Annotated in this window: 22 protein-coding genes and 1 pseudogene; 17 read left to right on the forward strand and 6 right to left on the reverse strand. The window is 41.3% G+C overall.

The window, feature by feature from the left end; translation table 11 throughout:
- Positions 1 to 614: 614 nt before the first annotated feature.
- Entirely contained in the window at positions 615 to 2,399 is a 1,785-nt protein-coding gene (locus ABWW58_RS12480) for a peptide ABC transporter substrate-binding protein (RefSeq protein ID WP_353869444.1), read from the forward strand.
- A gap of 298 nt (positions 2,400 to 2,697) precedes the next feature.
- On the opposite strand, the gene ABWW58_RS12485 is transcribed toward ABWW58_RS12480, so the two are convergent.
- The 3 genes from ABWW58_RS12485 to ABWW58_RS12495 all read right to left on the reverse strand — a co-directional run bounded on the left by ABWW58_RS12485 (position 2,698) and on the right by ABWW58_RS12495 (position 4,705).
- Positions 2,698 to 2,877 carry a transposase gene (locus ABWW58_RS12485; protein WP_143128420.1) on the reverse strand — a complete coding sequence of 60 codons (180 nt, stop codon included), beginning with the start codon at positions 2,875 to 2,877 and terminating at the stop codon, positions 2,698 to 2,700.
- Positions 2,878 to 3,155: 278 nt separating this feature from the next.
- Positions 3,156 to 3,917 carry a hypothetical protein gene (locus ABWW58_RS12490; RefSeq protein ID WP_353869445.1) on the reverse strand — a complete coding sequence of 254 codons (762 nt, stop codon included), beginning with the start codon at positions 3,915 to 3,917 and terminating at the stop codon, positions 3,156 to 3,158.
- A gap of 611 nt (positions 3,918 to 4,528) precedes the next feature.
- A complete protein-coding gene (locus ABWW58_RS12495; RefSeq protein WP_353869446.1) occupies positions 4,529 to 4,705 on the reverse strand; it encodes a hypothetical protein in 177 nt (58 codons plus the stop codon).
- A gap of 608 nt (positions 4,706 to 5,313) precedes the next feature.
- Here ABWW58_RS12495 and ABWW58_RS12500 point away from each other — a divergent pair.
- From ABWW58_RS12500 to ABWW58_RS12550, 11 genes and pseudogenes are all read left to right on the forward strand, one after another.
- Positions 5,314 to 5,610 (forward strand): hypothetical protein, encoded by a 297-nt coding sequence (locus tag ABWW58_RS12500; RefSeq protein ID WP_353869447.1) that lies wholly within the window; start codon positions 5,314 to 5,316, stop codon positions 5,608 to 5,610.
- A 558-nt stretch (positions 5,611 to 6,168) separates the two neighbouring features.
- A complete protein-coding gene (locus ABWW58_RS12505; RefSeq protein WP_353869448.1) occupies positions 6,169 to 6,789 on the forward strand; it encodes a DUF5052 family protein in 621 nt (206 codons plus the stop codon).
- A 143-nt stretch (positions 6,790 to 6,932) separates the two neighbouring features.
- Positions 6,933 to 7,121 (forward strand): hypothetical protein, encoded by a 189-nt coding sequence (locus ABWW58_RS12510; RefSeq protein ID WP_353869449.1) that lies wholly within the window; start codon positions 6,933 to 6,935, stop codon positions 7,119 to 7,121.
- A 71-nt stretch (positions 7,122 to 7,192) separates the two neighbouring features.
- Entirely contained in the window at positions 7,193 to 8,134 is a 942-nt protein-coding gene (gene miaA, locus ABWW58_RS12515; RefSeq protein WP_353869450.1) for a tRNA (adenosine(37)-N6)-dimethylallyltransferase MiaA, read from the forward strand.
- Positions 8,135 to 8,348: 214 nt separating this feature from the next.
- Entirely contained in the window at positions 8,349 to 8,582 is a 234-nt protein-coding gene (hfq, locus tag ABWW58_RS12520; protein WP_353869451.1) for an RNA chaperone Hfq, read from the forward strand.
- Between the two features lie 269 nt (positions 8,583 to 8,851).
- Positions 8,852 to 9,805, forward strand: a complete 954-nt coding sequence (locus ABWW58_RS12525; protein WP_353869452.1) for an AAA family ATPase — start codon at positions 8,852 to 8,854, stop codon at positions 9,803 to 9,805.
- Positions 9,806 to 9,828: 23 nt separating this feature from the next.
- Positions 9,829 to 11,083 (forward strand): annotated as a pseudogene (gene hflX, locus ABWW58_RS12530) (GTPase HflX).
- 2 nt (positions 11,084 to 11,085) lie between these two features.
- Positions 11,086 to 12,366, forward strand: coding sequence for a methionine gamma-lyase family protein (locus ABWW58_RS12535; RefSeq protein WP_353869453.1), 1,281 nt, complete (start codon positions 11,086 to 11,088; stop codon positions 12,364 to 12,366).
- 105 nt (positions 12,367 to 12,471) lie between these two features.
- On the forward strand, positions 12,472 to 12,858 hold the full coding sequence (locus ABWW58_RS12540; RefSeq protein ID WP_093669397.1) for a MerR family transcriptional regulator: 387 nt from the start codon (positions 12,472 to 12,474) through the stop codon (positions 12,856 to 12,858).
- Between the two features lie 57 nt (positions 12,859 to 12,915).
- The gene (glnA, locus tag ABWW58_RS12545) at positions 12,916 to 14,250 is read left to right on the forward strand and encodes a type I glutamate--ammonia ligase (protein ID WP_353869454.1); all 1,335 of its coding nucleotides are present in this window, start codon (positions 12,916 to 12,918) and stop codon (positions 14,248 to 14,250) included.
- 290 nt (positions 14,251 to 14,540) lie between these two features.
- Positions 14,541 to 15,047: a DUF3189 family protein gene (locus ABWW58_RS12550; RefSeq protein ID WP_353869455.1), complete on the forward strand. Its 507-nt coding sequence runs from the start codon at positions 14,541 to 14,543 to the stop codon at positions 15,045 to 15,047.
- A 478-nt stretch (positions 15,048 to 15,525) separates the two neighbouring features.
- Here the strand turns inward: ABWW58_RS12550 and ABWW58_RS12555 are convergent, their stop codons facing one another.
- Positions 15,526 to 16,473: an exonuclease domain-containing protein gene (locus ABWW58_RS12555; RefSeq protein ID WP_353869456.1), complete on the reverse strand. Its 948-nt coding sequence runs from the start codon at positions 16,471 to 16,473 to the stop codon at positions 15,526 to 15,528.
- Positions 16,474 to 16,636: 163 nt separating this feature from the next.
- On the opposite strand from ABWW58_RS12555, the gene ABWW58_RS12560 reads away from it, so the two are divergent.
- From ABWW58_RS12560 to ABWW58_RS12575, 4 genes are all read left to right on the forward strand, one after another.
- On the forward strand, positions 16,637 to 17,683 hold the full coding sequence (locus tag ABWW58_RS12560; RefSeq protein ID WP_353869457.1) for a C39 family peptidase: 1,047 nt from the start codon (positions 16,637 to 16,639) through the stop codon (positions 17,681 to 17,683).
- A 579-nt stretch (positions 17,684 to 18,262) separates the two neighbouring features.
- Positions 18,263 to 18,667 carry a phage holin family protein gene (locus tag ABWW58_RS12565; protein ID WP_353869458.1) on the forward strand — a complete coding sequence of 135 codons (405 nt, stop codon included), beginning with the start codon at positions 18,263 to 18,265 and terminating at the stop codon, positions 18,665 to 18,667.
- Between the two features lie 321 nt (positions 18,668 to 18,988).
- On the forward strand, positions 18,989 to 19,588 hold the full coding sequence (locus ABWW58_RS12570; RefSeq protein WP_353869459.1) for an ECF transporter S component: 600 nt from the start codon (positions 18,989 to 18,991) through the stop codon (positions 19,586 to 19,588).
- A gap of 98 nt (positions 19,589 to 19,686) precedes the next feature.
- Complete coding sequence (locus ABWW58_RS12575) at positions 19,687 to 20,232, forward strand: DUF6944 family repetitive protein (RefSeq protein WP_353869460.1); 546 nt, start codon at positions 19,687 to 19,689, stop codon at positions 20,230 to 20,232.
- A gap of 659 nt (positions 20,233 to 20,891) precedes the next feature.
- On the opposite strand, the gene ABWW58_RS12580 is transcribed toward ABWW58_RS12575, so the two are convergent.
- Both ABWW58_RS12580 and ABWW58_RS12585 read right to left on the reverse strand, forming a co-directional pair.
- On the reverse strand, positions 20,892 to 21,242 hold the full coding sequence (locus ABWW58_RS12580; protein ID WP_353869461.1) for a hypothetical protein: 351 nt from the start codon (positions 21,240 to 21,242) through the stop codon (positions 20,892 to 20,894).
- Positions 21,243 to 21,341: 99 nt separating this feature from the next.
- Positions 21,342 to 21,791, reverse strand: coding sequence for a DUF4395 domain-containing protein (locus ABWW58_RS12585; RefSeq protein WP_353869715.1), 450 nt, complete (start codon positions 21,789 to 21,791; stop codon positions 21,342 to 21,344).
- A gap of 142 nt (positions 21,792 to 21,933) precedes the next feature.
- Here ABWW58_RS12585 and ABWW58_RS12590 point away from each other — a divergent pair, with 142 nt between their 5' ends.
- The gene (locus ABWW58_RS12590; RefSeq protein ID WP_353869462.1) at positions 21,934 to 22,806 is read left to right on the forward strand and encodes a putative RNA methyltransferase; all 873 of its coding nucleotides are present in this window, start codon (positions 21,934 to 21,936) and stop codon (positions 22,804 to 22,806) included.
- Positions 22,807 to 22,900: the final 94 nt, after the last annotated feature.

Consider the following 22,900-nt stretch of genomic DNA (forward strand, 5'->3'; position numbering starts at 1 on the left):
ATGACGAGTTAGAGCTGTCGATTATCAATAGTGCCTTCATTGCCTTCAATTTCACTGAATCTCAAAATAAGAAAGAATGCGCATGGCGCTTACCCAACCTGAGTAGCGCAATCAGACCGGATACTGTATTTTGAAAGACTTCGACAGGTTTAAAGTATTGGTATCCCTGTCGGATTATTAAAAATTGCACAAGGGGTGAACATACAATGAGGATAAGCCAACCCAGCAGATGAAATTTCGTAGTTGCCATTTTTAATTGAATAGAAATTAATCTGGGCATCATCTGCTCCTTTCTTTGTTCTTATCGTAGTTTAGAATTCATGATTCTGTCAATCGTTCTCCATTAAATGCTAAATCTATTTATTGTAATTGAATCCCATAATTTATATATATATTTTTGCGAAAATAGAATAACAGATCTATTCTATCATCATTCCAGAAAATTGGTGTATAATATTCCCGAGGTTTGACGGATGATGTCTGCCTAATTAAACGGAAACGGCTGAGTGCCGAAACCGCGGATAAATTTGCAAAATTCAGACGTTTGATCTTTTCGCTTTTTTAGCAGCCTATCGCCGTTTATACCCGTATTTAAAGTTTGGGGGGAATTACATATGCAAAAGAGATCAAAATGGGCAAAGTATCTGGCGCCGCTCGTCCTTGTCCCCGTGCTGATCCTTTCTTCTTGCTCAGGAGGTGGCTCTTCTGACTCTTCAGGCTCTTCAGGCTCTTCAGGCTCTTCAGGCTCTTCAGGCTCTTCAACTTCTTCAACTTCTTCAGGCTCAGGCTCTTCAACTTCTTCAGGGAAGACCGGTCTGGCGGCAAAGCAAGTGCTTCGCGTCACGACGACTGCCGATATCCCGACGCTGGACTATACGCAGGCGACGGACACGCAGTCAACCAATACACTGGCGATGGTGAACAGCGGTCTGACGCGGATGCATCTGGATAAGCTCGGGGCTCCAAGTGGTGAAGTGCAGCTGGATCTGGCGAAGAGCGCTAAAGCAAGCGCTGATAAACGGACGTATACGTTTACGCTCAGGAAAGGGATCAAGTGGTCGGACGGAAAACCGGTAACGGCGCAGGATTTTGTCTATGGCTGGCAGCATGAAAACGATCCGAAAGCCAAACCCGCTTATAATTTCCTGTATGCTTCGGCAGGAATCAAGAACGCGGAACAAATTGAAAATCCGAAAGATCCGTTGTATGGCAAGTATAAAAAACTCGGTATCAAAGCGATTGGAACCCATAAAGTTCAGGTCACCTTTGCAAAACCGGCACCGCCGTTCTTCCTAAGTCTGCTTTCGACGCCAGCCTTTTATCCGCAGCGCCAGGATTTTATTACCAAGCAAGGCAAAAAGTATGCCATGGGTCCGAAAAATCTATTATATAATGGGCCGTTTAAACTGCAGGCCTGGAATAAAGGTAGCGGCTGGACGTATGTGAAGAACAACAGTTATTGGAATGCCAAAAAAATTCATCTGACGAAGATAACTGTTCGTGTCATCAAGGAAGAAGCGACACAGGTGAACCTGTATAAGGCGGGGGAGACCGACATGATTGAAAGTATCTCCGGTGATCAGGCCAAACAGCTCAAAAATAAGATTCCCGATCAGCTCTATTACGGCCTGACCTCGACAACCCGTTTCCTTTATGTGAATCAAAAAAATAAGTATTTGAAAAATGCTGCCCTGCGTAAAGCGCTCAGCGAATCGATCGACCGTCATGCATATTCATTTGTCGTAAAGCTGATGAAGGGCTCATTATTGCCTTCGAACTTTGTGGTTCCGAAATTCTTCGTCAGAGGTCCTCACGAGGAGGATTTCCGTGCCGGGACAGAAAATGGTTATCCGCTGGGCAGTACGGCACAGGCGCAAAAGGATTGGGCAACGGCCAAAAGAGAATTGAACATTAAAACACTCAATCTCAATTTCCTGACGCCGGATGGCGATCAGCTGAAGAATTACAATCAATATCTGGCTTCACAGTTCGAAAAACTCAAAGGCGTTCATGTGACGATCAATCAGCAGCCCTTTGCCAATTTCTTAAAACTACGGACAGACTTCAAATTTGATCTTTCATACGCCAGCCGGGCACCGGATTATCAGGACCCGATGACCTATCTGGATATGTTCACGACCGGACATCCGGAAAATTCGTCAGCCTGGTCAAACAAAACGTATGATAAACTGATTACCTCAGCAGAAAATGAGGCCAATGAGACCAAACGTTGGGATGACCTGGAAGCAGCAGAAAAAATTCTGATTCAGGATACGGGGATCATTCCGCTGGAACAGGACGGCCAGATTTGGATGCAGAAGCCCTATGTCAAGGGATTACAGTATCCGGTTTACGGACCGCGGGTTGACTTTACCGGCGTCTACATTAAAAAGCACTAAAAAATGAAATGAACAAAAAAGCCGAGCTAACATGATCAGTAAGCTCTGGAGGGCAGCATTCAGAACATTGTGCCTAGTTTCTGAACGTTCGACCAGATTCTGAAGTTCACTTCTTGTCAAATGGCGGGTGCCATCGCAATAGACTGTTTTATCTTTTTCCATTGCTGTTCTCCCAAGTATCAGTCGAAAAAACATTATATATATCGCGGTCGAAACCGTTTGACAATAATATAGGTTTGCGTTCATGTTATTTTCAAGTAATATTACTTTTGAGTAATAAAAAAAGGTACCTTATATTTTAGGCACCTTTTTTTATTATCGATTCTGGATATACTCCGATTGAACGGCGTCCGGCCAGCCACTTTTCATTGATCTCCATGAAGACTGAGCCCATGAGGCGAGTCACTGACTCACGTTTGGAAAAATGCGAATGAGTACCCCATCCCATGCGACGAAATTCTTCATTCAGTCGTTCCATTCCATATATTGCCCTGTTCTATTTATCATACATAAAAAAAGCAATGAGCGAGCGACCATGACCTCTTCAAACGGTACACACTTCAAGAAGTTCTTGATGAATTGGATGTCATTGAACAATTCCGGCAACGCGGTTCATGAGCCATCCATTGGTGAGATGACCAAAACCCAGATGCATCTGTTCAAGGCACTTGGGGTGACGATTCCATCATAGGTATAAATTCACGGGGAATGCAGGTTGATAGTTGATGAGTGACCTGTCATGACGCATTAGAGCCATCAATTGTGAATAATGCCTTCATTGCCTTCAATTTCACTGTAAGAACGAACGTAACGGAAACGTACCCAACCTGAAGGTACTGAGCTCTTTTGAGATTTAAGGTAGAAGTAAATATCTTGTTCCCGAGTCCTTTTTACAGCCTTAGTGACTTTAAATTTAGCCAGACTTGGAATTGTTGAGTTTACTTGACCAAAGCTCTTAGTCTTGTATTGAGTGTAAGGAACATGATTCCAAACAGTACCTGGAATGGCAACCCCGACGTAATTCATAAAGTTAGCAGGAATTGTTGTGGGTTGGGTAGTCGTTGCTTTTTTAACTCCGCCGGCAAATGAACCTACTTTTTTACCCCCATAGATGTAACCCCGATATTTACCATTCATCGTCACGACACGATAATAAACGGAACCGGTGTGGGTGACTTTATAACCGTAGGCACGGAAATAATAAGTTGAACCCTTATAAGCGTGGTTCTTCAGACGACCATAGTAATAATCAGCATCTGCACGAGTATAAGAAGCAAATTTTGCCATCTTGCTCTTGGAAGCCACTAGTTTAGCCCCTTTTACCGTGCCGGGTTTCGTATAAAGGGCGTGTTTACCCGTAGCAACCACGTTACGAGTGGATCCAGCTGTCTTTAAAGGCGTGTAGCCCACTTTAGTTGTTGCTGTATGGGAAGTATTAGGTTTATTGCATGCTGTTATAGTCAGTAAGCTCGCTACAGCAAGTACTGAAATCATTACTGATTTTGTCCATTTGTTCATATCTAAATCCCACCTATCTTGCCTCATTATAACGCATAAACCGGTCAAGTCCGAATTTGTGTGTCAATTGATCTCAGTTGGAACAGGTCGTTAGCTAGGTGAAAGTGAAGACACTTTAGAATGAATCCTGAGACTGTTTTTTAGAGTGCTGTGCCTTCCACTTGAAATAGTCATCCATTGCCAAATAGCACCGTCCGGCCAACCACTATAATAAGTGGAAATATGCGAAAATCCGTAACACTTACTAGAAAAAATCAAAATCAGTTAAGGACTATTCTGGATTCAGAGAATCTATCATTTACCAGGTTGGTTCAAAAATGGATTAACCAGGAATTTCAACTTATTGAGGCGGATTTTGATTTTTCAGGGAATAAAAAATAAAATTTCTTTTTAGCTCCTACCTTTGTTTTGACCGGTATGACAACAACCGATTATTATCGTGTAATATATTAATCACTGATAAGTGTTACAAAGAGACACTAATAATGGTTCATGAAATCCCAAGGATTTTCATGAACCATTTTTAGTCAACGACAATAAAAAATCCCACACCCTCGCTTGGGAGTGGGAAAATATTAGGTCATCTTGCAATACTCTCTCTATCAACTTATTTAAGCATCAATCAGATCTTTTTTTACTTTTTCAAGCCAATCAATATCACGACAAATTGCGTAATAAACGGCACGGTTGTTTAAGTCATTCTGGTGCTCATCTTCGTATTTTCTTAAATCAGAAATTTTTCCATCAATTACTTCAATTATGGCATCAATTAAAAATCGATTGAACATTTTAACTGATCAACTCCTGATTTTGTTTTTCGATATGCTCAATTTCATGAACGACAGCCCAATATATGGCATCTGATGGTAAATGGTTATGATGCTTTGCTTCATATTTTCTTAATTCAACAAGTTTTTGATTATTGGTATTAATCATAATTTCTGCAGCATTTAGTTTTTTTTGTACTCATTTATTCAGCACTCCTTTGCCCCCATTCTTTTGAAATCACTTGATTCATCTTGAAACAGAAATTTTAAGAATGCCTATATATCAAGCTTTTCAAAAGAATTGAAATGGCTTAAAATAATCTTATTCATCGCCTACGAAATGGAAAAGATGTTTAAACGCGTACAGTAACGGGGTTTCTGAAGGGTGTATGAGTGATTTGCCCCCACGAAAGTTAGTCGTTAAGATAGGATTGAAGGTGTTGATTGATCTTTTCCTAGGTTGTTTAAGCTGGATTCAGTAACGGTTTCGTATGATTACAACGTCGATCTTCCGGACCTATCCATTTTTATCCACGCGCGCAGGTGGCCTGTGATGTACCGGCATAGATAATAAGATCTTAAAATTTCATAGACAAGGCAGATTGACTTGGTAGGTGAGGAGATTACCCATGGGAAAACTGAAATACCCTAATTTAATCGCATTTTTTCTTATGTTTGTTGGCGCTGCGTTCAGCAGCGGGTTTCAAGGGATGGCTTATTTGGGACCAAGACCGCTCTGGTATTGGGTTGGCGCAGGGATCACGTATGTCACGACGATTGCTGCACTCATTCTGCTTGGAGCGCTGAATAAAGCGAGGAAAGAAAGCAGTCTGACTTTATTTACAAAGGTGATCGGCATCATTATCTGTACGCTGATTCTCTTGTGGACTACGTTTCTATTAATTGCAGGAGTTCCTAGGGTGTGAGTGAAGATTTTGTCATTACTGTTTTGATTGATGGAACAACTCGCCTAGTATATTAAGAAAGGATGCGCATAGTACCATTGGATGACCCTAATCATAAGCGGCAAAACGATAATTTTGATCGTGTTTTTATCGGGAGATCCGGATGCATGTCCATCATCGTCATTTTAGCAGTACTTTTTCTGATCTATGTTATTTTTATTGCTAAATAAGAGTCAAAGCAAGCGCATCATCATGATTACAAAAGGAAAACGAAAACATCATAGATAACGCAACATATATTAAGGGTTTCTTAAGAAACTTAAGCTAGGATAGAAACATGAAAGTAATAACTTCCCCCTTTTTAAGGCGCTGCGGCGTCTTTTTTTCTTGTTCAGATTTTGTTCAGTGGGGCGTGCTATTCTTTGTTTACCGTATAGTGTCATTTCTTGAGCCTGAGAGGGCTCTCTTTTTTTTGTACATTTTTTTCAACTCTGTCTCGAGACGGATGACAAAAGGTGATGCACGCGCTATGATTTTAGTAGCTTACTAGATTCCCTCAAGAGGCAGGAGAGAGATTCATTGATAAAGAAAATTAAAATCCTATTGATTTCAGCACTATTCGTTATATCGGTCGTTGTGCTATCCGGATGTCAGGTGTTGGATTTTTTTACAACGCAAATTGAAGGAAGTTTAAAGGGACTCAATGTTACGATGCAAACCTATGACGCAGACGGACAACCGATTGATACAATAAAAGGGGTCTCGGGATCAATAACGCGAGACAATAAATTTGACCGCACGAATGAAAAGGGTGAGACGACAAAAGAATCGTCAGTTTTGGCTATTACTATTGGAGGAAAGCAAGTTGTTCATGTGGGCAGCACATTGATTATGTATGAAAAAGGTTTACAGGATGTCATGAATAAATTACCGCAAAAGGTGCTGGTTGAAAATCAAGAACGCAGTGTGCCGTTTGTTAATCGAATCGTTAACAACTACCACAATTATTTCGATGGACGATCGAAAGTAATTCTGATTCGTTCACAGCTTGGGAAACCAATTGCCACATTTGCAGGCAATCATGTCTCTTATTTTTCGACTGAAGTACCAAATTCGACCGGGCTAATTATTGATGGGAAATATCTGTTTATTTATCGCTGTGATTTTACCATGTATGACACGCAGCTTCTGAAAAAATAAAGCTGCCAATATGAATGGATGATCGTAAAAACGGACATACAGTTATGTACTAGTGATTAGTTCAGACATTTTCATTGATCAAAAGATTTTGTTTGCACAAAAGAACGCACGTTCGCTATAATGGAATCATGGAGGCGACGTTTATGAAAAGAGGCGATATTATCGAATTGATTTATCAGGCAGCGGGGAGCGGCAAGATTAGTCAACGTCATGTGCGCATTTTGCGCGTAACCGAATCATATGTTAACGCTTATTGCTATAAGCGAGGCGGTATTCGTATCTTTCGCAGGTCGGGCATCTTAGCGACTCACGTCATTCGATTGGCCTCGTGATCACTGGATCCAATGCACGCGTGGTTCGAATTGTGTTATACTGAACCCACATTTTATTTGGGAGTTATTTTATGAAAAGAACGACGATTGTCATTGTGGGACCGACTGCTGTCGGTAAGACAAAGTTAAGTGTGGCACTTGCTAAGCGCCTTCACAGTGAAATCATTAACGGTGACGCATTTCAAGTCTACCGGGGCATGAATATTGGTACCGCGAAGGTAACAAATGAGGAAGCGGAAGGCGTGCCGCACCACCTGATTGATATTCGCGAACCAAATGAAGCGTATACAGCTGCGGAATATCAATGCGACGCTCGGCGAATGATCGACACTATTTCATCTGAAGGGAAAATGCCGATCTTAGTCGGCGGTACCGGGTTCTACATCAAGGCAGCGCTTTTTGATTATCAGTTCGCTTCAAGTGGGGCGAATCCGGAATATCGCCGTGAGTTGGCGCGGATTGTACGCGAAGGCGGCGGAAGAGAACTGTTTGATCAATTGGCACGCGTGGACCCTATTGCTGCAGAACGAATTCATCCGAATAATCTAGTACGTATGATGCGGGCATTGGAAGTTTACCATGAAACCGGGAAACCTTTTAGCAATCATTCGCCGGATGAGTCGGTTCAGCCTCTTTATCCCCATCTGTGCATCGGGTTGACGATGGAGCGTGAGACGCTGTATGCGCGGATTGACGCACGCGTTGACCAAATGATGGATGAAGGACTGCTTGAAGAAGCAAGATCATTATATGAAAGAGGTCTAGGGAAAGCGCAGGCAATGCAAGCGATCGGCTATAAGGAATTTATCCCCTATTTCGATGACACGTGTCCACTTGATGAAGCTGTGAATCAATTGAAAAAAAATTCGCGTCATTATGCGAAACGGCAGCTGACATGGTTCAGACGGCAAATGCCTGTACACTGGTTCGATATGACCGAGGCTGTGCATAATTTCTCTGCAAAAGCTGAAGAAATATACAGCTTTATTTTGAAAAACGAGGCGAATGAGTGACTATCGTCAACTAATCTCACATATATTGTTTTGTTTTCGAAACGATCTTTGCAAATGATGGAAATTTAAAATATAATCTTAGTTGTAGATCTTTCTGATTGGACAATTAAATTCCTTCTCAGAGATAAAGATCAGATAAAAATAGAGTTCGATGCAGGATATCTTTACATTAAATCGAAATAGTCTTATTTAGAGAGAAAAGAGGAGGAATAAAATGAAACAGTCAATTAACATCCAGGATACATTTCTCAATCAGTTGCGAAAAGAAGGAACGTTTGTGACCGTCTTTCTTGTCAGTGGTTTTCAATTGAAAGGTAAGGTCAAGGGCTTCGATAATTTCACGGTGCTTTTGGAAAGTGAAGGAAAGCAGCAATTAATTTTCAAACATGCGATTTCCACGTTTACTCCTTCAAAACCTGTGAATTGGACCAGTCAAGACGAGTCATAATAGATTCTGGAAGGGCAGCGGTTGCGCTGTCTTTCTTTTGTTTCGTGGGGCTTTTTTTGGAGGGAATAAATTCGGTTCACCGAAATGCGCATCTTGGATCCGTCGATTCTGAATAGAGTGTGGCAATCATAAACTAGAGCAGTCCACACATCTTTTAATGGGTACTTGAAAAGTGGGCAATTATCACAGACACGTTTCGACCGGCGTATACATAACAACGCAGGTATGCACGGGGTACTCGATCCAAAGAACAGCGAGGTGATCGGATCATGCGAGAAGCCTATACGTTTACGAAGAAAAGTCAGATCAATGTTGTATTCAATCAAAAAACAGAAAAAAACACAATCACGCCGTTTCCAATTGATGAGCGCGTGACTCATGAGCCGCTTGAGAAGTTGGAAGCCAAGCTTGATCGTTTGGTTGGTATGGATCAAATTAAACATATGGTACGCGAACTGTATGCATGGCTTTATATTTATCGCAAACGTGAGGAAGCGCAGTTGAAGGTACGAAAACAATCCTTTCATATGTTATTCAAAGGCAATCCGGGGACAGGAAAAACAACTGTTGCTCGCCTTTTGAGTGACTTGTTCAGGGAAATGGAAATACTGCCTAAGGGTCACTTAATTGAAGCGGAACGCGCAGATCTAGTTGGCGAATATATAGGGCAAACTGCGCAAAAAACGCGAGATCTCGTCAAGAGGGCGCTTGGTGGTGTCCTTTTCATTGATGAGGCTTATTCACTGTCACGTGGTGGAGAAAAAGATTTTGGTAAGGAAGCAATTGACACATTAGTCAAGCAGATGGAAGATCATAAAGACGAATTTATTTTGATACTTGCGGGATATTCCGACGAGATGGAGGAGTTCTTAAAAATAAATCCCGGACTCCCTTCAAGGTTTCCGATGATTATGTCTTTTCCTGATTACTCCGGAATGGAATTGCTCGATATTGCGAAACAGATGATCTGTGATCGTGAGTATACGATGACCGCGGAGGCACAAAAAAAATTACTTCGTTTGCTTCAGCAGAAGGTCGCAAGCCTTGAACCTCATTTCAGTAATGGACGTTACGTCCGTAATATTATTGAAAAGATGATCCGTCAGCAAGCAGTACGTCTCGTCAGAGAAAACAGCTTTGATCGTGACGCACTTCTGACACTTCGGGCTTGTGATCTGGCAGAAGAAGAACAATCGGCTATGTCTCATGCAGATGAAGCATGACCTGGAATTAAAGAGAGGTACCTATGGAAAACGTGATACTCGTAGCTTGTCAGCTCCTTTCTCAATCCGATGATCATTTTGAATCATCGCTTGAAGAGCTGGAAGCATTGAAGAAAAACGGCTGGTGGCCAAGTTGTTGCCGTCGTGACTCAAAAAAGACAAAAAATTGACTCAGCCACTTATATAGGAAGTGGTAAATTACAAGAACTTGAGGCTTTGGAAAAAGAATTAGGTGCAGGAACGGTGATCTTTAATGGCGAGCTATCCCCGTCACAGCAGGGACGTCTCGGTGCATTGCTCTATGCAAAAGTCCTGGACAGGACTCAGCTTATTTTGGACATCTTCGCCGTACGGGCACGCTCACGAGAGGGAAAACTTCAAGTTGAACTAGCGCAGCTTCAGTACTTACTGCCGCGTCTGAGCGGCATGGGCGAGTCGCTCTCACGCCTGGGCGGCGGAATCGGGACTCGTGGACCTGGGGAAACAAAACTGGAATCGGACAGACGCTATATCAGAAGCAGGATGAAGGATATCAGTAATCAATTGAAAACGGTTGTACAGCATCGTAAACGTTATCGTGATCGACGAATGATGAATAATCAATGCCAGGTTGTTCTGGTTGGCTATACAAATGCGGGGAAATCAACCTTGTTCAATCAGCTGACTGCGGCAAGTACATACGCCGAAAATCAACTGTTCGCAACACTGGACCCTCTGACGCGTAAAATGAACCTTCTGAATGGGTTTATTTGTCTTTTGTCCGATACGGTAGGATTTATTCAGGAGCTGCCGACACAACTTGTTGCTGCATTCCGATCGACACTTGAGGAGGTAACAGGCGCGCAACTTATTGTGCACGTGCTTGACGCATCTGATCCGGACTTGATCACCCACGAGAAAACGGTGCGCGCATTGCTCGAGGAGTTGGGCGCAGATGAATTGCCAATGCTGACAATTTACAATAAGAAGGATTTGCTTCAGACTCCATTCATCGTTCCCAAAGGTTCTTTGCTCGTGTCTGCGCGTGACACCAATGATCGTGATCGGATTCTCGCTGAAATTGAATCGCAGATTGTGCAGCAAATGGTGCCTTTTCACGCACTATTGGATGCCGATGAAGGTAAATTATTAAATGACATTAAACTGAACACGATCTTAAAAAAACAAGTCTATGATGAAACCGCTCAGAAGTATGAAGTTGAAGGATTCGTCTACCCGGAAACGGCAATAGCATCGAAGTTAATTCATAATCAGGATTCAACCAATAAGGAGTTATAAAAATGTTTGATGCACTAACGTTTGGAAAAGAATTAATAAGCATATCTGCGGCGGTCGAGGCGCAAATTGCAGAACAATTGAAAGCAGTTGATGCGATCGCTCTAGAAAATCAATACCGCGTTTTATCAAGTTTTAAGAAAAATAAAATAAGTGATGCCCACTTTAATGGCAGCACAGGTTATGGGTATGACGATTTTGGGAGAGAAGGTATTGAATCTGTGTATGCCGATTGTTTCGGAGCGGAATCAGCTCTCGTGCGTTCACAGATGATTTCGGGTACACATGCAATCACAACCGCACTTTTTGGTGTACTTCGGCCGGGTGATGAGTTAATGTACATAACCGGTAAGCCTTATGACACATTGGAAGGTGTGATCGGATTATCGGGAAACAGTCACGGTTCACTGAAGGATTTTGGTATCCAATTCAGAGCGGTTCCGCTGAGGCAGGGGAGAATAGATACGCAGGCTGTGATTGATGCGATTGCCCCGAACACAAAGATGATCGGTATTCAGCGTTCCTGCGGCTACGCAAACCGACCCTCCATACCGGTCAGTCAGATCGGTGAAGCAATTTCCTCAATTAAAAAGGCACACCCAGATGTTGTTATCTTTGTTGATAATTGCTATGGCGAATTTACTGAAACGCGCGAGCCGTGTCATGTTGGTGCGGATTTAATGGCAGGATCTCTAATTAAGAATCCGGGTGGAGGACTGGCAAAAGTTGGCGGCTATATAGTAGGTCGCGAGGCTTTGGTCTCGTTGTGTGCGGAACGGCTGACAGCGCCGGGATTGGGAAAAGAAGTAGGTCCATCGCTTGGTGAACTCAAAGATCAATATCAAGGATTCTTTCTATCCCCGCATACGGTCGCCCAAGCGGTGAAAGGTGCAGTTTTCACATCAGCACTGATGGAAAAATTAGGGATGGAGACGTCGCCTTCATGGGAAAAGATGCGGACAGACCTTATTCAGAGAGTCACTTTCCATGACCCGAATCAAATGATCGCATTCTGTCAGGCGATACAAATGGCTTCCCCAATCAATGCTCATGTGCAACCCTACCCAAGTCCAATGCCGGGATATACAAGCGATGTCATCATGGCAGCGGGCACTTTTATTCAAGGAGCAAGTCTTGAATTAACGGCGGATGGGCCGATTCGTCCTCCGTATACTCTTTATGTTCAAGGAGGATTGACCTTTGAGCATGTCAAAGCGGCGCTGATGATTGCGGTTAATCATCTAATGGAAAAGGAACTGCTCGATCATGATTTAATCAAATTGTGACAATTCAATTAAAATCATAACAAATTGCCGTAAGATAAACTAACATTGATTGACAACAAATCAGCTGCCCGTTATAATGTGTTTAAGGAAGGGGCGTGAGGCGAAATGGCTGATAACGTACGCCGATCAATGCCTTTATTCTCCATGGGTATTGTTCAGAAATTAACTGGGCTGACGGCCAGGCAGATACGCTACTATGAAGAAAATGATTTAATTCATCCTGAGCGTAGTGAAGGAAATCGCCGCGTCTTTTCTTTTAACGACGTCGATCGGCTTTTGGACATCAAATCTCTTTTAGATGAAGGTGTCAATCTAGCTGGTATTAGGAGAGTACTCAGTGAAAAGCCTGTAGTGGCAAACCGACCTGCTGAAGGAAAGAAAGCAATGTCGGATGCTGAACTCATGAAATTCCTTAAGTCCGAGCTCGTGCAAGCAGGCAAGTTTGGCAAAACTTCGTTAATACAAGGGGAGTTATCACGGTTTTTTCGATGATATTTCTCTGTGTATATAATTTTGAAAACAGAAACTTATCTTTGGGGAGGATCTTGAATGGCAAAGTTTACAAAAGAAGACATTATTTCTAAGGTAAATGAAGCAAATGTTAAATTTATTCGTTTGCAGTTCACTGATTTGCTTGGGATTATTAAAAATGTTGAAATTCCCGTAAGTCAGCTTGGGAAAGCACTTGATAACAGTATTATGTTTGATGGTTCTTCAATCGAAGGATTTGTAAGGATCGAAGAATCAGACATGCTTTTGTATCCTGATTATGACAGCTTTGTCATTTTCCCTTGGACAGCAGAAAAAGGTAAAGTTGCACGTCTCATCTGCGACATTTACAAACCAGATCGTACGCCGTTCCCAGGCGATCCTCGCTCGGTTTTGAAAGCTCAGCTAGCTGAAATGGAGAAACTTGGATTCACTTCGTTCAACATTGGACCGGAACCAGAATTTTTCCTCTTCAAATTGAATGAATCAGGCGAACCGACTCTTGACTTAAATGATAAAGGCGGATATTTCGACCTCGCTCCTACGGATCTTGGCGAAAATTGTCGTCGTGATATCGTACTTGAGCTCGAAGACATGGGCTTTGAAATTGAAGCTTCTCACCATGAAGTAGCTCCTGGTCAGCACGAAATCGACTTCAAATATGCAGATGCTGTTAAAACTTGTGACAACATCCAGACATTTAAATTAGTTGTTAAAACGATTGCCCGTAAGCACGGACTGCATGCGACATTCATGCCTAAGCCGCTGTTTGGTGTAAATGGTTCAGGTATGCACTCGAACATGTCTCTTTTCAAGGGTAAAGAAAATGCATTTTATGATGCAAATTCTGAAGATGGTCTTAGTGCGACAGCAAAGGCATTTATCGCCGGCTCTCTAGAACATGCGCGTGCATTCACTGCCATTACGAACCCGATCGTTAACTCGTACAAACGTTTGGTTCCTGGCTATGAAGCACCAAGCTATATTGCATGGTCATTGAGCAACCGAAGCGCTCTGATTCGTATCCCTGCAGCTCGCGGTCTCAGCACACGTATCGAAGTACGTAGCGTTGACCCTGCGACTAACCCATACTTAGGCATGGCTGCATTGCTTGCTGCTGGACTTGACGGTATTAAGAAAGGCTTGACACCTCCTGCTTCAGTTGACCGCAGTATTTACGTGATGGACGATCAGGAACGCGAAGAACTTGGCATTCATGAATTGCCTGCATCTCTTAAAGAAGCTGTCGATGCGTTTAATGCAGACGAAGTTATCACTGGCGCGCTTGGCGAACATACGGTTTCCCACTTCAACGATGCAAAAGAAATTGAATGGGATATGTTCCGCACTCAAGTACACCCTTGGGAACGCGATCAATACATGGAACAATATTAATCAAATAGATTTGCTGAAACCCCTTGAGCCGTATGGCTTTGAGGGGTTTTTGTTTTGCCCTGAAAAAGAGGGGGGCAAACGCTCAATTATTGGTTTCTTTTTGTTTGCGCCCTGAATCTGCCCCGATTTTCAAAAGTCTTTCTGCATTTTGTCCTTTTGATGAGTAAATAAGTTAACAATCACAGTATCTGTCTACTTCGTTGCTGCTCTGAAATCATCTACCGGCATTGGATAATTCATGGTTCAATAGGGAAAATTAATGGAAACTTGCATGAAAAAGGATGATCCCATTGATTTACATATATAATGATTTTGGCGGCACGCATACTACAGCACTAGCGGCTGCGTATCATCTAAAAAAAATATCTCCAGATCATAAATTAACCAAAGCTGAAATCATATCTGTACCTTATTTTAATCGGCTTACCTCGGCTGATATGGGTACACTAATCTTCCATGGAATTGATGATGATGGAAATTCAGTCTATACGGTTGGCCGCGGATCATCAAAGCATATGCTTGCAGCATTATCAAATTTGAGTTTATTGTTGCAGCAAAAATATAAGGGCAGTGAAAAGATTATTTTTTCGAATACATCACCAACGGTTCCATTCGCTATGACACTAGGTGGTCTGTGTTCACGATGGTTAAAAATTGATTTTATCGGTGTACCGCTGTTGGTAATTGGTGCAAAGCAATGTTGTAACGACATCGTTCGGCTTGTAGCATATACAAAAAAAACTGCACGGACGACTCAAAAAACTGTCACTGTGTTACAAAATAATTCATTTAAATAATCCTCAATCCAGCATCCATTGGTGGTTTCTGACGCTGTCAGCGGTATTAGTCACCATTTATTATGTTTAAGAATATTAAATAATGACCATGCTATTGTGGCATGCTTGTTAATATTAAGGTATGAATAGGCATCAGGTTTTCAAAAACGGGCTATAGTCAGGCGTCGTCATGCATTTTGCCTCCTAAAGGATGGATGTAAATGAAACAACCTGTTCAAACACAAATTGAGCAACCAACATGGAAGCAAAGATTGAAAGTAATCAGGCTGTTTATGAATATATATCATAACAATCGCAGAAAGCAGTCAATTCTTCGCTCAATACACATTTCGTTTCATTATTGTGTGCTGATTTGGAAAGATGAGACAAGACGCTCCGCTAGATAAAAATGAATTACATGGTAGAGAAATTGATAAGGATCTCCAACCTGAATTAGCTGGAGGTCCTTTTATATTTTCGACTATTTGTTGTCTAAATTTTATTGTTCTGTTTTGGCTTGTGTCAGATTAATCATATATATAAATTCGTTTTCGCTTATGATGTTGATCTCTTGTCCTTGTGAAGAAAGTTTTTCTGCCTTGAGTTCTTTGCTGCTTTTTTGATTCGTAGGTGTCCGAGGATCAGGGTTGCCAACCACGAGCAGCGTTGTTTGCTTAGTCACGCTGTTGCCGTTAATGCCACCAAAGTCAGCCACGATTTGGCATGCGTCCTGACGTGACATGGATTGAATCACTCCAGTAAACACTACGACTTGGTGAAAAAGCGGATGATGTTCGTCAAAATGCTTCTTAGCTGTTATTATGTCTGACGGCTTGAAGTATGATGTTCCGCGGCGTCTCGCAATTGATGAGAATGGAGCATAGGAATGCTTATGTAGGCGGCCGAGCCGGTAATTAATTGTCCGTTGCATTTGATCTAAACTATCAAGTTGAAATTCTTGCATCATGTTTTTAACGATTTCCGCGCAAACCAAAGCATCCTCAGAGGCTTGGTGATGATGAAATGCAATGTGGTAATATGAAGCAACTTGATCCAAACGATAGGATGATAAAGTCAATAGTTTCTTGGCAAGAATGTAGGAACAAAAATAATTGACCTCCGGATAAGGCAACCGATATTTATCCAGTGTCAAGCGCAAGACGCTCATATCAAAACTGGCATTATGTGCGACTAAAGGAAGTCCATCAATGAACGAGAGAAGTCTTGGATATAGCTCAGCCATTGTCGGGGCAGTGGTTATATCATCCTCATGAATTCCATGTATTTGTGTATTGCATGCATCGAAGAATTCTTCAGGGTTAATTAATGAATAATAGGAGTCAACAACTTGTCCTTGGCTCACTTTTGTTAAACCAACGGAACACGGGGATGTGCGATGCGCATTCGCGGTTTCGAAATCTATTGCTACAAAAGATAAGTCCGCCATCAACAAATCCTCCATTCGTTTCAAATAGTTGGTCCATATCTATAACTATAATAACATGGCATTCAAAAATCGTAATCTCCCAAAATTTTTTAAGCAAAAATTAAGTATTCTTCGTTAAATTTTTGTAATACAGTTATCCATTGTTAAAGGGGGGACGTACCAGTTGCATAAACGGCTAAAGAGCTTTATTATCATTGCTTTTATTCTCATTATTGCTCTTCAACTTTTCGGTTGTTCCTTAAAAGTGTTTAGAGAAGCTGCATCTGGGCAAACCGTCAAAATAAATGTAAAAAGTGTGCCAAAAACCATTCATTTAGGTGAACATTTTGATCCGAAAAAAAATGTTACCGTGACTAATCAGAAAGGAGACAAACAGTCCTTGAAGTCATTAAAGATTTCAGGTCATGTGGATACTAAAAGAGTCGGAACGTATAAACTAACCTATACATTTAAACGTGGTGGTGTTAGCACGTCGCTTTCAAAAAAAGTTCAAGTAATCTATGAAAAGAAAGTAAGCATCACATTCAAAACGAAAAATGTTGAAAAGTCATCAATGGTTCGAGGAGAAACCACTATTCATCAAACAGGCATTAAAGGTTCGAAACTTGTCCGTTATCAGGCAAAACTTGTTGGCAGTAAGGTTGTGTTGGGAAAGGCAATATCTGAAAAAGTGATTAATGAGCCGGTGACTAAGGTTATCTATTCAGGAATTAAAATTCCAAAAAGTCATCGTATAAATGTTGCCGTCATGAGTCAATTACCGGAACTTCCTGCAGGGTGCGAGATTACGGCAGTTACAATGATGCTCCGTCACAAAGGAGCACGTGTGACCAAAGTGGCACTTGCAGAGGAAATGCCGCGTGCAACAAACGGTGATCCTAATACCGGGTTTGTCGGCAGTCCGTACTCTAAGTCGGGAATGACCATCTATCCACCTGCTCTAATGAATCTTGTGAAAAAGTATGCGGGAACTTCTGTGAATCTGACCGGAGCGTCAACTGACAAATTGAAAGATTATTTAAGCAAAGATCATCCGGTCGTGATTTGGGGCACATATGACGGTTTTTACTTTCATGCGTTGGTGCTTACTGGCTATACAGAGAATGGATTTTATTATAATGATCCCTGGACAGGGACGAAACGCTGGATGAATAATGAACAGATGCTTACCCATTGGAATGCTCTTGACCGAAGAGCCCTTACTTATTAACATTTTTGAGGGTGTAATACGAAAAACGGCGCATCTCATGCGTGATCATGCGTGGTACCGCATAAAATATGCGGGGTAACGCAACATAAATACGTTGTTGTGGCGGGCGAAAACGAGCTATGATAATAGTGGTTAAGCGATCCATTGCTTTGCCGGCTGGATTTGAGGTGAATCCATGGTTGTGCCCTCAGCAAATCTTGCCCCAAATACTTAATCTTTCAAGCGTATTTAAAACACAAGTGCGTTTGGTGCAATAACGTTTTCCTCTCTAATTTTCCCATCCATGAAGATTAAAGATTTGCTTGTCGCAACAATATTCACCTTAAATTCATTATTATATTTATTAAGACCTTAGGCCTAGATGAATAGCAACCTTAGTTTGATGATAGGTACTAAACACTGTGTTACTATTTATAGTGCATAAAAGCAATAATTCCCAAAACAAGTATTAATTTTACATCCCTAACTATAGGGATCTTTTTTTGTCTTAAAAATGGGTGTTTTTGCTGCTTCGCTAGCCTCTATATAGTTTAAAGGACAATCATAAACTATAGAAATGAATTAGTGAGGTGTTGACTGTTGACAAAATATGAGTTGTTTTTCAGAAGTATTGCAGCTTTCCTTGGAGCCGTTTCGGGTTATCTGTATGGAGAATGGTCATCTTTGATTGCTGTACTCGTCGCGTTTGTCATTATTGATTATATTTCCGGTCTTATCGCAGCGGCTTACATTGGCTCCTTATCAAGTAAAATCGGATTTCAGGGGATAGCTAAGAAGGTCATGCTTTTCACGATTGTGGCTGCCGCACATTTGTGTGATGTCATTGTCGGCTCAAAAAATATTATCATGGATGCGACGATCTATTTTTATCTCGCAAATGAACTCCTGTCAATTTTGGAGAACGCTGGTCAAATCGGACTTCCTGTTCCGAACCAAATCAAAAAATTGATTAGTGTTCTGAAAGAAAAAGATGGGGGAGAATAGTTCTGGATATAAAAGGCGTTAAACAGTTACTCTGTATCAAATTTAGATTGAAGACAACATATCAGGCTGATTGAAGAAGTCGACGTGTTGTTTTTTTATAATATCAAGAAGTCAATAATAATATTATGTAAACTAATTGTATAGTCAACAGTGGTTGTATCCTAGTCACTACATATCATATAATTGATTTTGCACGCTATAGGAATAAATCAAGAAGGTCTATTTGCTTGATTAAAAAAAGGATTTATAATTCTATGTAGGCTGATTAAGCCGTCTGAAAACAAGAGCAAAAATTCGTTGGTGTAGGTAAAGGAGTCTATTATGGAAAAAGACAGTGGCAGTCAAACGTACCGATTAGTTTTATTAAGTATCTTTACTGCAATAATTATTTTACAGAATTTCTTGCCATTTTTAGGCTATATACCTATTGGCGTATTTAGTCTTACAATTATCCATCTGACGGTCATTATTGTTGCCATTGTTCTTGGACCAGCAGATGGGGCAATCATTGGTGGCGTATGGGGGATGACGACTTTCATACGCGCATTTACATTTCCGAGCAGTCCAATTGCACCAATTGTGTTTACCAACCCATTGATTTCAATTTTGCCACGTATTTTTGTCGGACTTGTTGCAGGCTACGTGTATCTCAGATTGAAGAGAACGAGGTTACAGCGTATCCCGTCGATGTCGATCGCAGCACTTCTTGGGTCATTGACGAATACCCTATTAGTTCTAGGGTTAATCTACATCTTTTACAGTCATCCTTATGCGAACTATTTGCAAATTGATGTCAGCAAATTACTTCCGGCTTTACTCGCTGTTGTGTTAACAAATGGCCTTGCTGAAGCGTTTGCCGCCTGCCTTATTTCTCCGATTGTTGCGAATCCTCTTTTAAAAATAAAAAAGAACTCCGGTTGATAACTGGTGACAGCCGGTACAATGATTCTACTCGGTCAATTTATGTGACGAGTGAATACGATATAGTAATGAGCATCAGAAGACGGGTGGGGACAACTGTGAAGAGAGACGATGTGGCTGAAAATTTTGCGCTCCTATCCATAACAGTTGGGAAAGTAATGGCCGCCGTTGGACAGACGCCAATGAAAAATTTGGACCGTGAGACACAAGATCAGCTAGTATTTCTCGGTAGTTTGATCCAGGTGGGCGCAGGTGCATTAATTGCGGAATTTTTTACTGATGATCCGGTCGCACAATTAGGAGTTGCTTTGAACTTTATTGGTTATGGCTCTTTTGCTATTCAATTTATTCGTGACGAAGATGATGATCGGAAATTACTTGTTCAAGCAATGTCCTCAAATTTGAAGGAAGTACTGGCAAATATGATTTTTTTAACTGATCCTAAGTTATGGAAAAAAATGTATCAGATCGTAGGCACATTTATGCTTTGCATCGGTAATTTTCTTCAAGCACAGGGAAGAAAGAGATTATTGGATGAAAGCGAAGATTATACAATCTTTGACCCAACAGTGACGGCGGGTACATGGATGGAAGCTGGAGGATCTATGGCGATTATGCTTGGTAATCTGGCGGAGACAGTCTGAGAAATAGCAAAAAATGAAAGGCACCTCCTCTTTTTTCACGCCCGTTGAGGAAGTGCCTTTTTATACAATAGTATGAGTCTTTATCAGAAGCTGGCATAAGTGCTCCTTTTAGCCGCCCAATCTAAGAAATAAACGGAAAAATTCCGCTTATTTAGAAAATGCAAGAAAAAATAGCTTAAATAGACGGAAAAATTCCGCTTATCGCATCGAAAAACGTGAAAATAGAGGATTTTTCCGTGCATAAGCGGAAAAATTACCCTTATTTACCTGTAAAACAAGCACCATGATGCAAATAGCCGGAAAATCTCCGCTTATTTTATTCTGGCCACGTTACTCAATCAAGGATCAAAATGATTTATTAGAAAACTTGGCTTCGCCAAGCCCCTGGCGAAGGCGAAGCCTTAGTTGCGACGGCCATGGACGGCCTAGTGTCCGATGAGCCGCAGGACGCGGCGTTTTTTCGGACCGCTTACACTCGTTTCCTTTAAATGTTTTCTTATACTTTCCTACCAGTGTGAACTAGAACTGTTTGTTCAAGACAAGCTTGATGATTCAAAACCGCATTTAGCGAAAGTCTTCACATCCTGCGGAAGCAAGGACCGGGCGCTTTTTGCCCGGTTTTTCTAATAAAACTGTTTAAATTCATTAGTCTCAGGAGCTCAGTAATAAGGATATGGAAATAGAAAAGGCACTGAAAAAAGTAAAAAAGGGAAAAGGAATCGGTTGAAACGTCTGTATCTCGGACGTGGACCGGGTCCAGGGCCATAAAAGTATCGGTCATTTTCATTCACATCTTCAGGTACCAGCATCACGACACCTTGATCAGTTACATCTTCAATAATTCCTTCAATTCTTGAGCCGTCTGCCATCTGCGCAATGACATGATAGTTCATGTACTTGCGACATAAATCGTTAATCGATTGGTTATTTGGCGAACTGTTTGTATTTCGGTCATCCATCGTTTGCGGGACGAAAAACTGCTGCTCACTTACGTTATAATTATCTGTCATATTCATCGCTCCTTTTCCCCTTAGTGTATTCACCCAGTTTTTAACCTGTGACAAACGCACATCATTGGAGCCGATGAGGTTAGGAGTATATTCATGAGTTTATTTAGGTGTAGTTTGCTCCTGAATACGTCTTTGTCGATATTGTGACCATTGGAAGTGAATAAAACAGCCGATGCAAAAGCCCAAAATCGCTACGAATGCCGCAAGACCTACTATCACAGAAAAGACGATTGAAAGGACTGTCCAGCGCATGAGATAACTTACAAAAGCGATCGATAGGCATGAAACAGCAATCGTCTGATTGAATTTCTGCTGATCCTTGTCCTCAGGAATATAAGCAGTGGCTGGTTTTCTCAAGAATTTTTTTGCAAGAACCATCACGGGATTGAAATGCACTAAAAGTCCGGACAACCCGGATAGCAGAGGCACTAAAAGCAGCCAATAGTACCCGGTAAGCAAACTGAGAAGAGTACTAAGGACAATCACCCATTGGTTTGTTCTGACAAGTGGACGGGGAATTGAATGCGTTATGTCACTCACATTAATCATACCTTTCACGTAGGAATACATTTATTATACACGCACTAGTGAAAAGGGCACAATAAAATCGCATCTTTATTACTGTGTTATAATGAAACACATGCTTAAACGAATTAGTTGATTAATTTTATGATAAAGGTCGTGCAGATATATGAATAAACGCACACGTTGCGCTGAACGAATACATCAAAAAATATACTTATTGAAATGCCCGATCTGTGGAAAGTCGTTAAGCGTTGTGGAACAAAAAAGTTTGATTTGCGCGCAAAAACATACGTTTGATTTGGCAAAGCAAGGTTACGTTAATTTATCGACGAAACAGGTTCATACTCATTATGAGAAAACACTTTTTGAAGCACGCAGAAAAATTATTGTGGATCACGGGTTCTTCAACCCACTCATTCATATTCTTTCAGAACAAATCGGCAAACAATTGAACTTACCCACGGATATATCAATATTGGATCTTGGCTGCGGAGAAGGGTCACATCTCGCCAAAATCTGTCAAATGCTCATTCATGACGCATCTCGCAGCGTAACAGGCTGTGGTATTGATATTGCTAAAGAAGGTATCCAACTCGCAGCAAAATATTATACCGAACAAATCTGGCTTGTCGGAGATCTTGCCCAACCTCCATTTAAAGAGCGTCAATTTAATCTTATCCTCAACATTCTCTCACCATCAAACTATCAGACCTTTGATCAGATGGTGAAGCCGGGTGGTTATGTGATTAAGGTTATTCCCGGAAGCGGGTATCTTAAGGAATTGCGCTCCTCAATCTATGAACATGATAAAGCACAGTATTCAAACGCAGACACTCGTACACTATTCACAGAACATTTTCCAGACACAATCACACAAAACATTTACTATGTAGCTCATTTAAATCGAGAAGGAATCCGTGATTTAATACGTATGACGCCACTCGCTTGGAATGTTTCTGAAGAAAAACGCACACAATGGCTTGAAAAAGAATCGGCGGACATCACATGTGAATTTGAATTATTAATCGGTAAAGGGTGAATATAACGGTCACTTTCGATCATGGTTTGTGGATAAAAAATTGTAAACGGTGACAAAAAATGATCTTTATTGATTGATTTTGATTGGAACTATG

The organism is Sporolactobacillus caesalpiniae (assembly GCF_040513385.1).
GTDB lineage: Bacteria > Bacillota > Bacilli > Bacillales > Sporolactobacillaceae > Sporolactobacillus.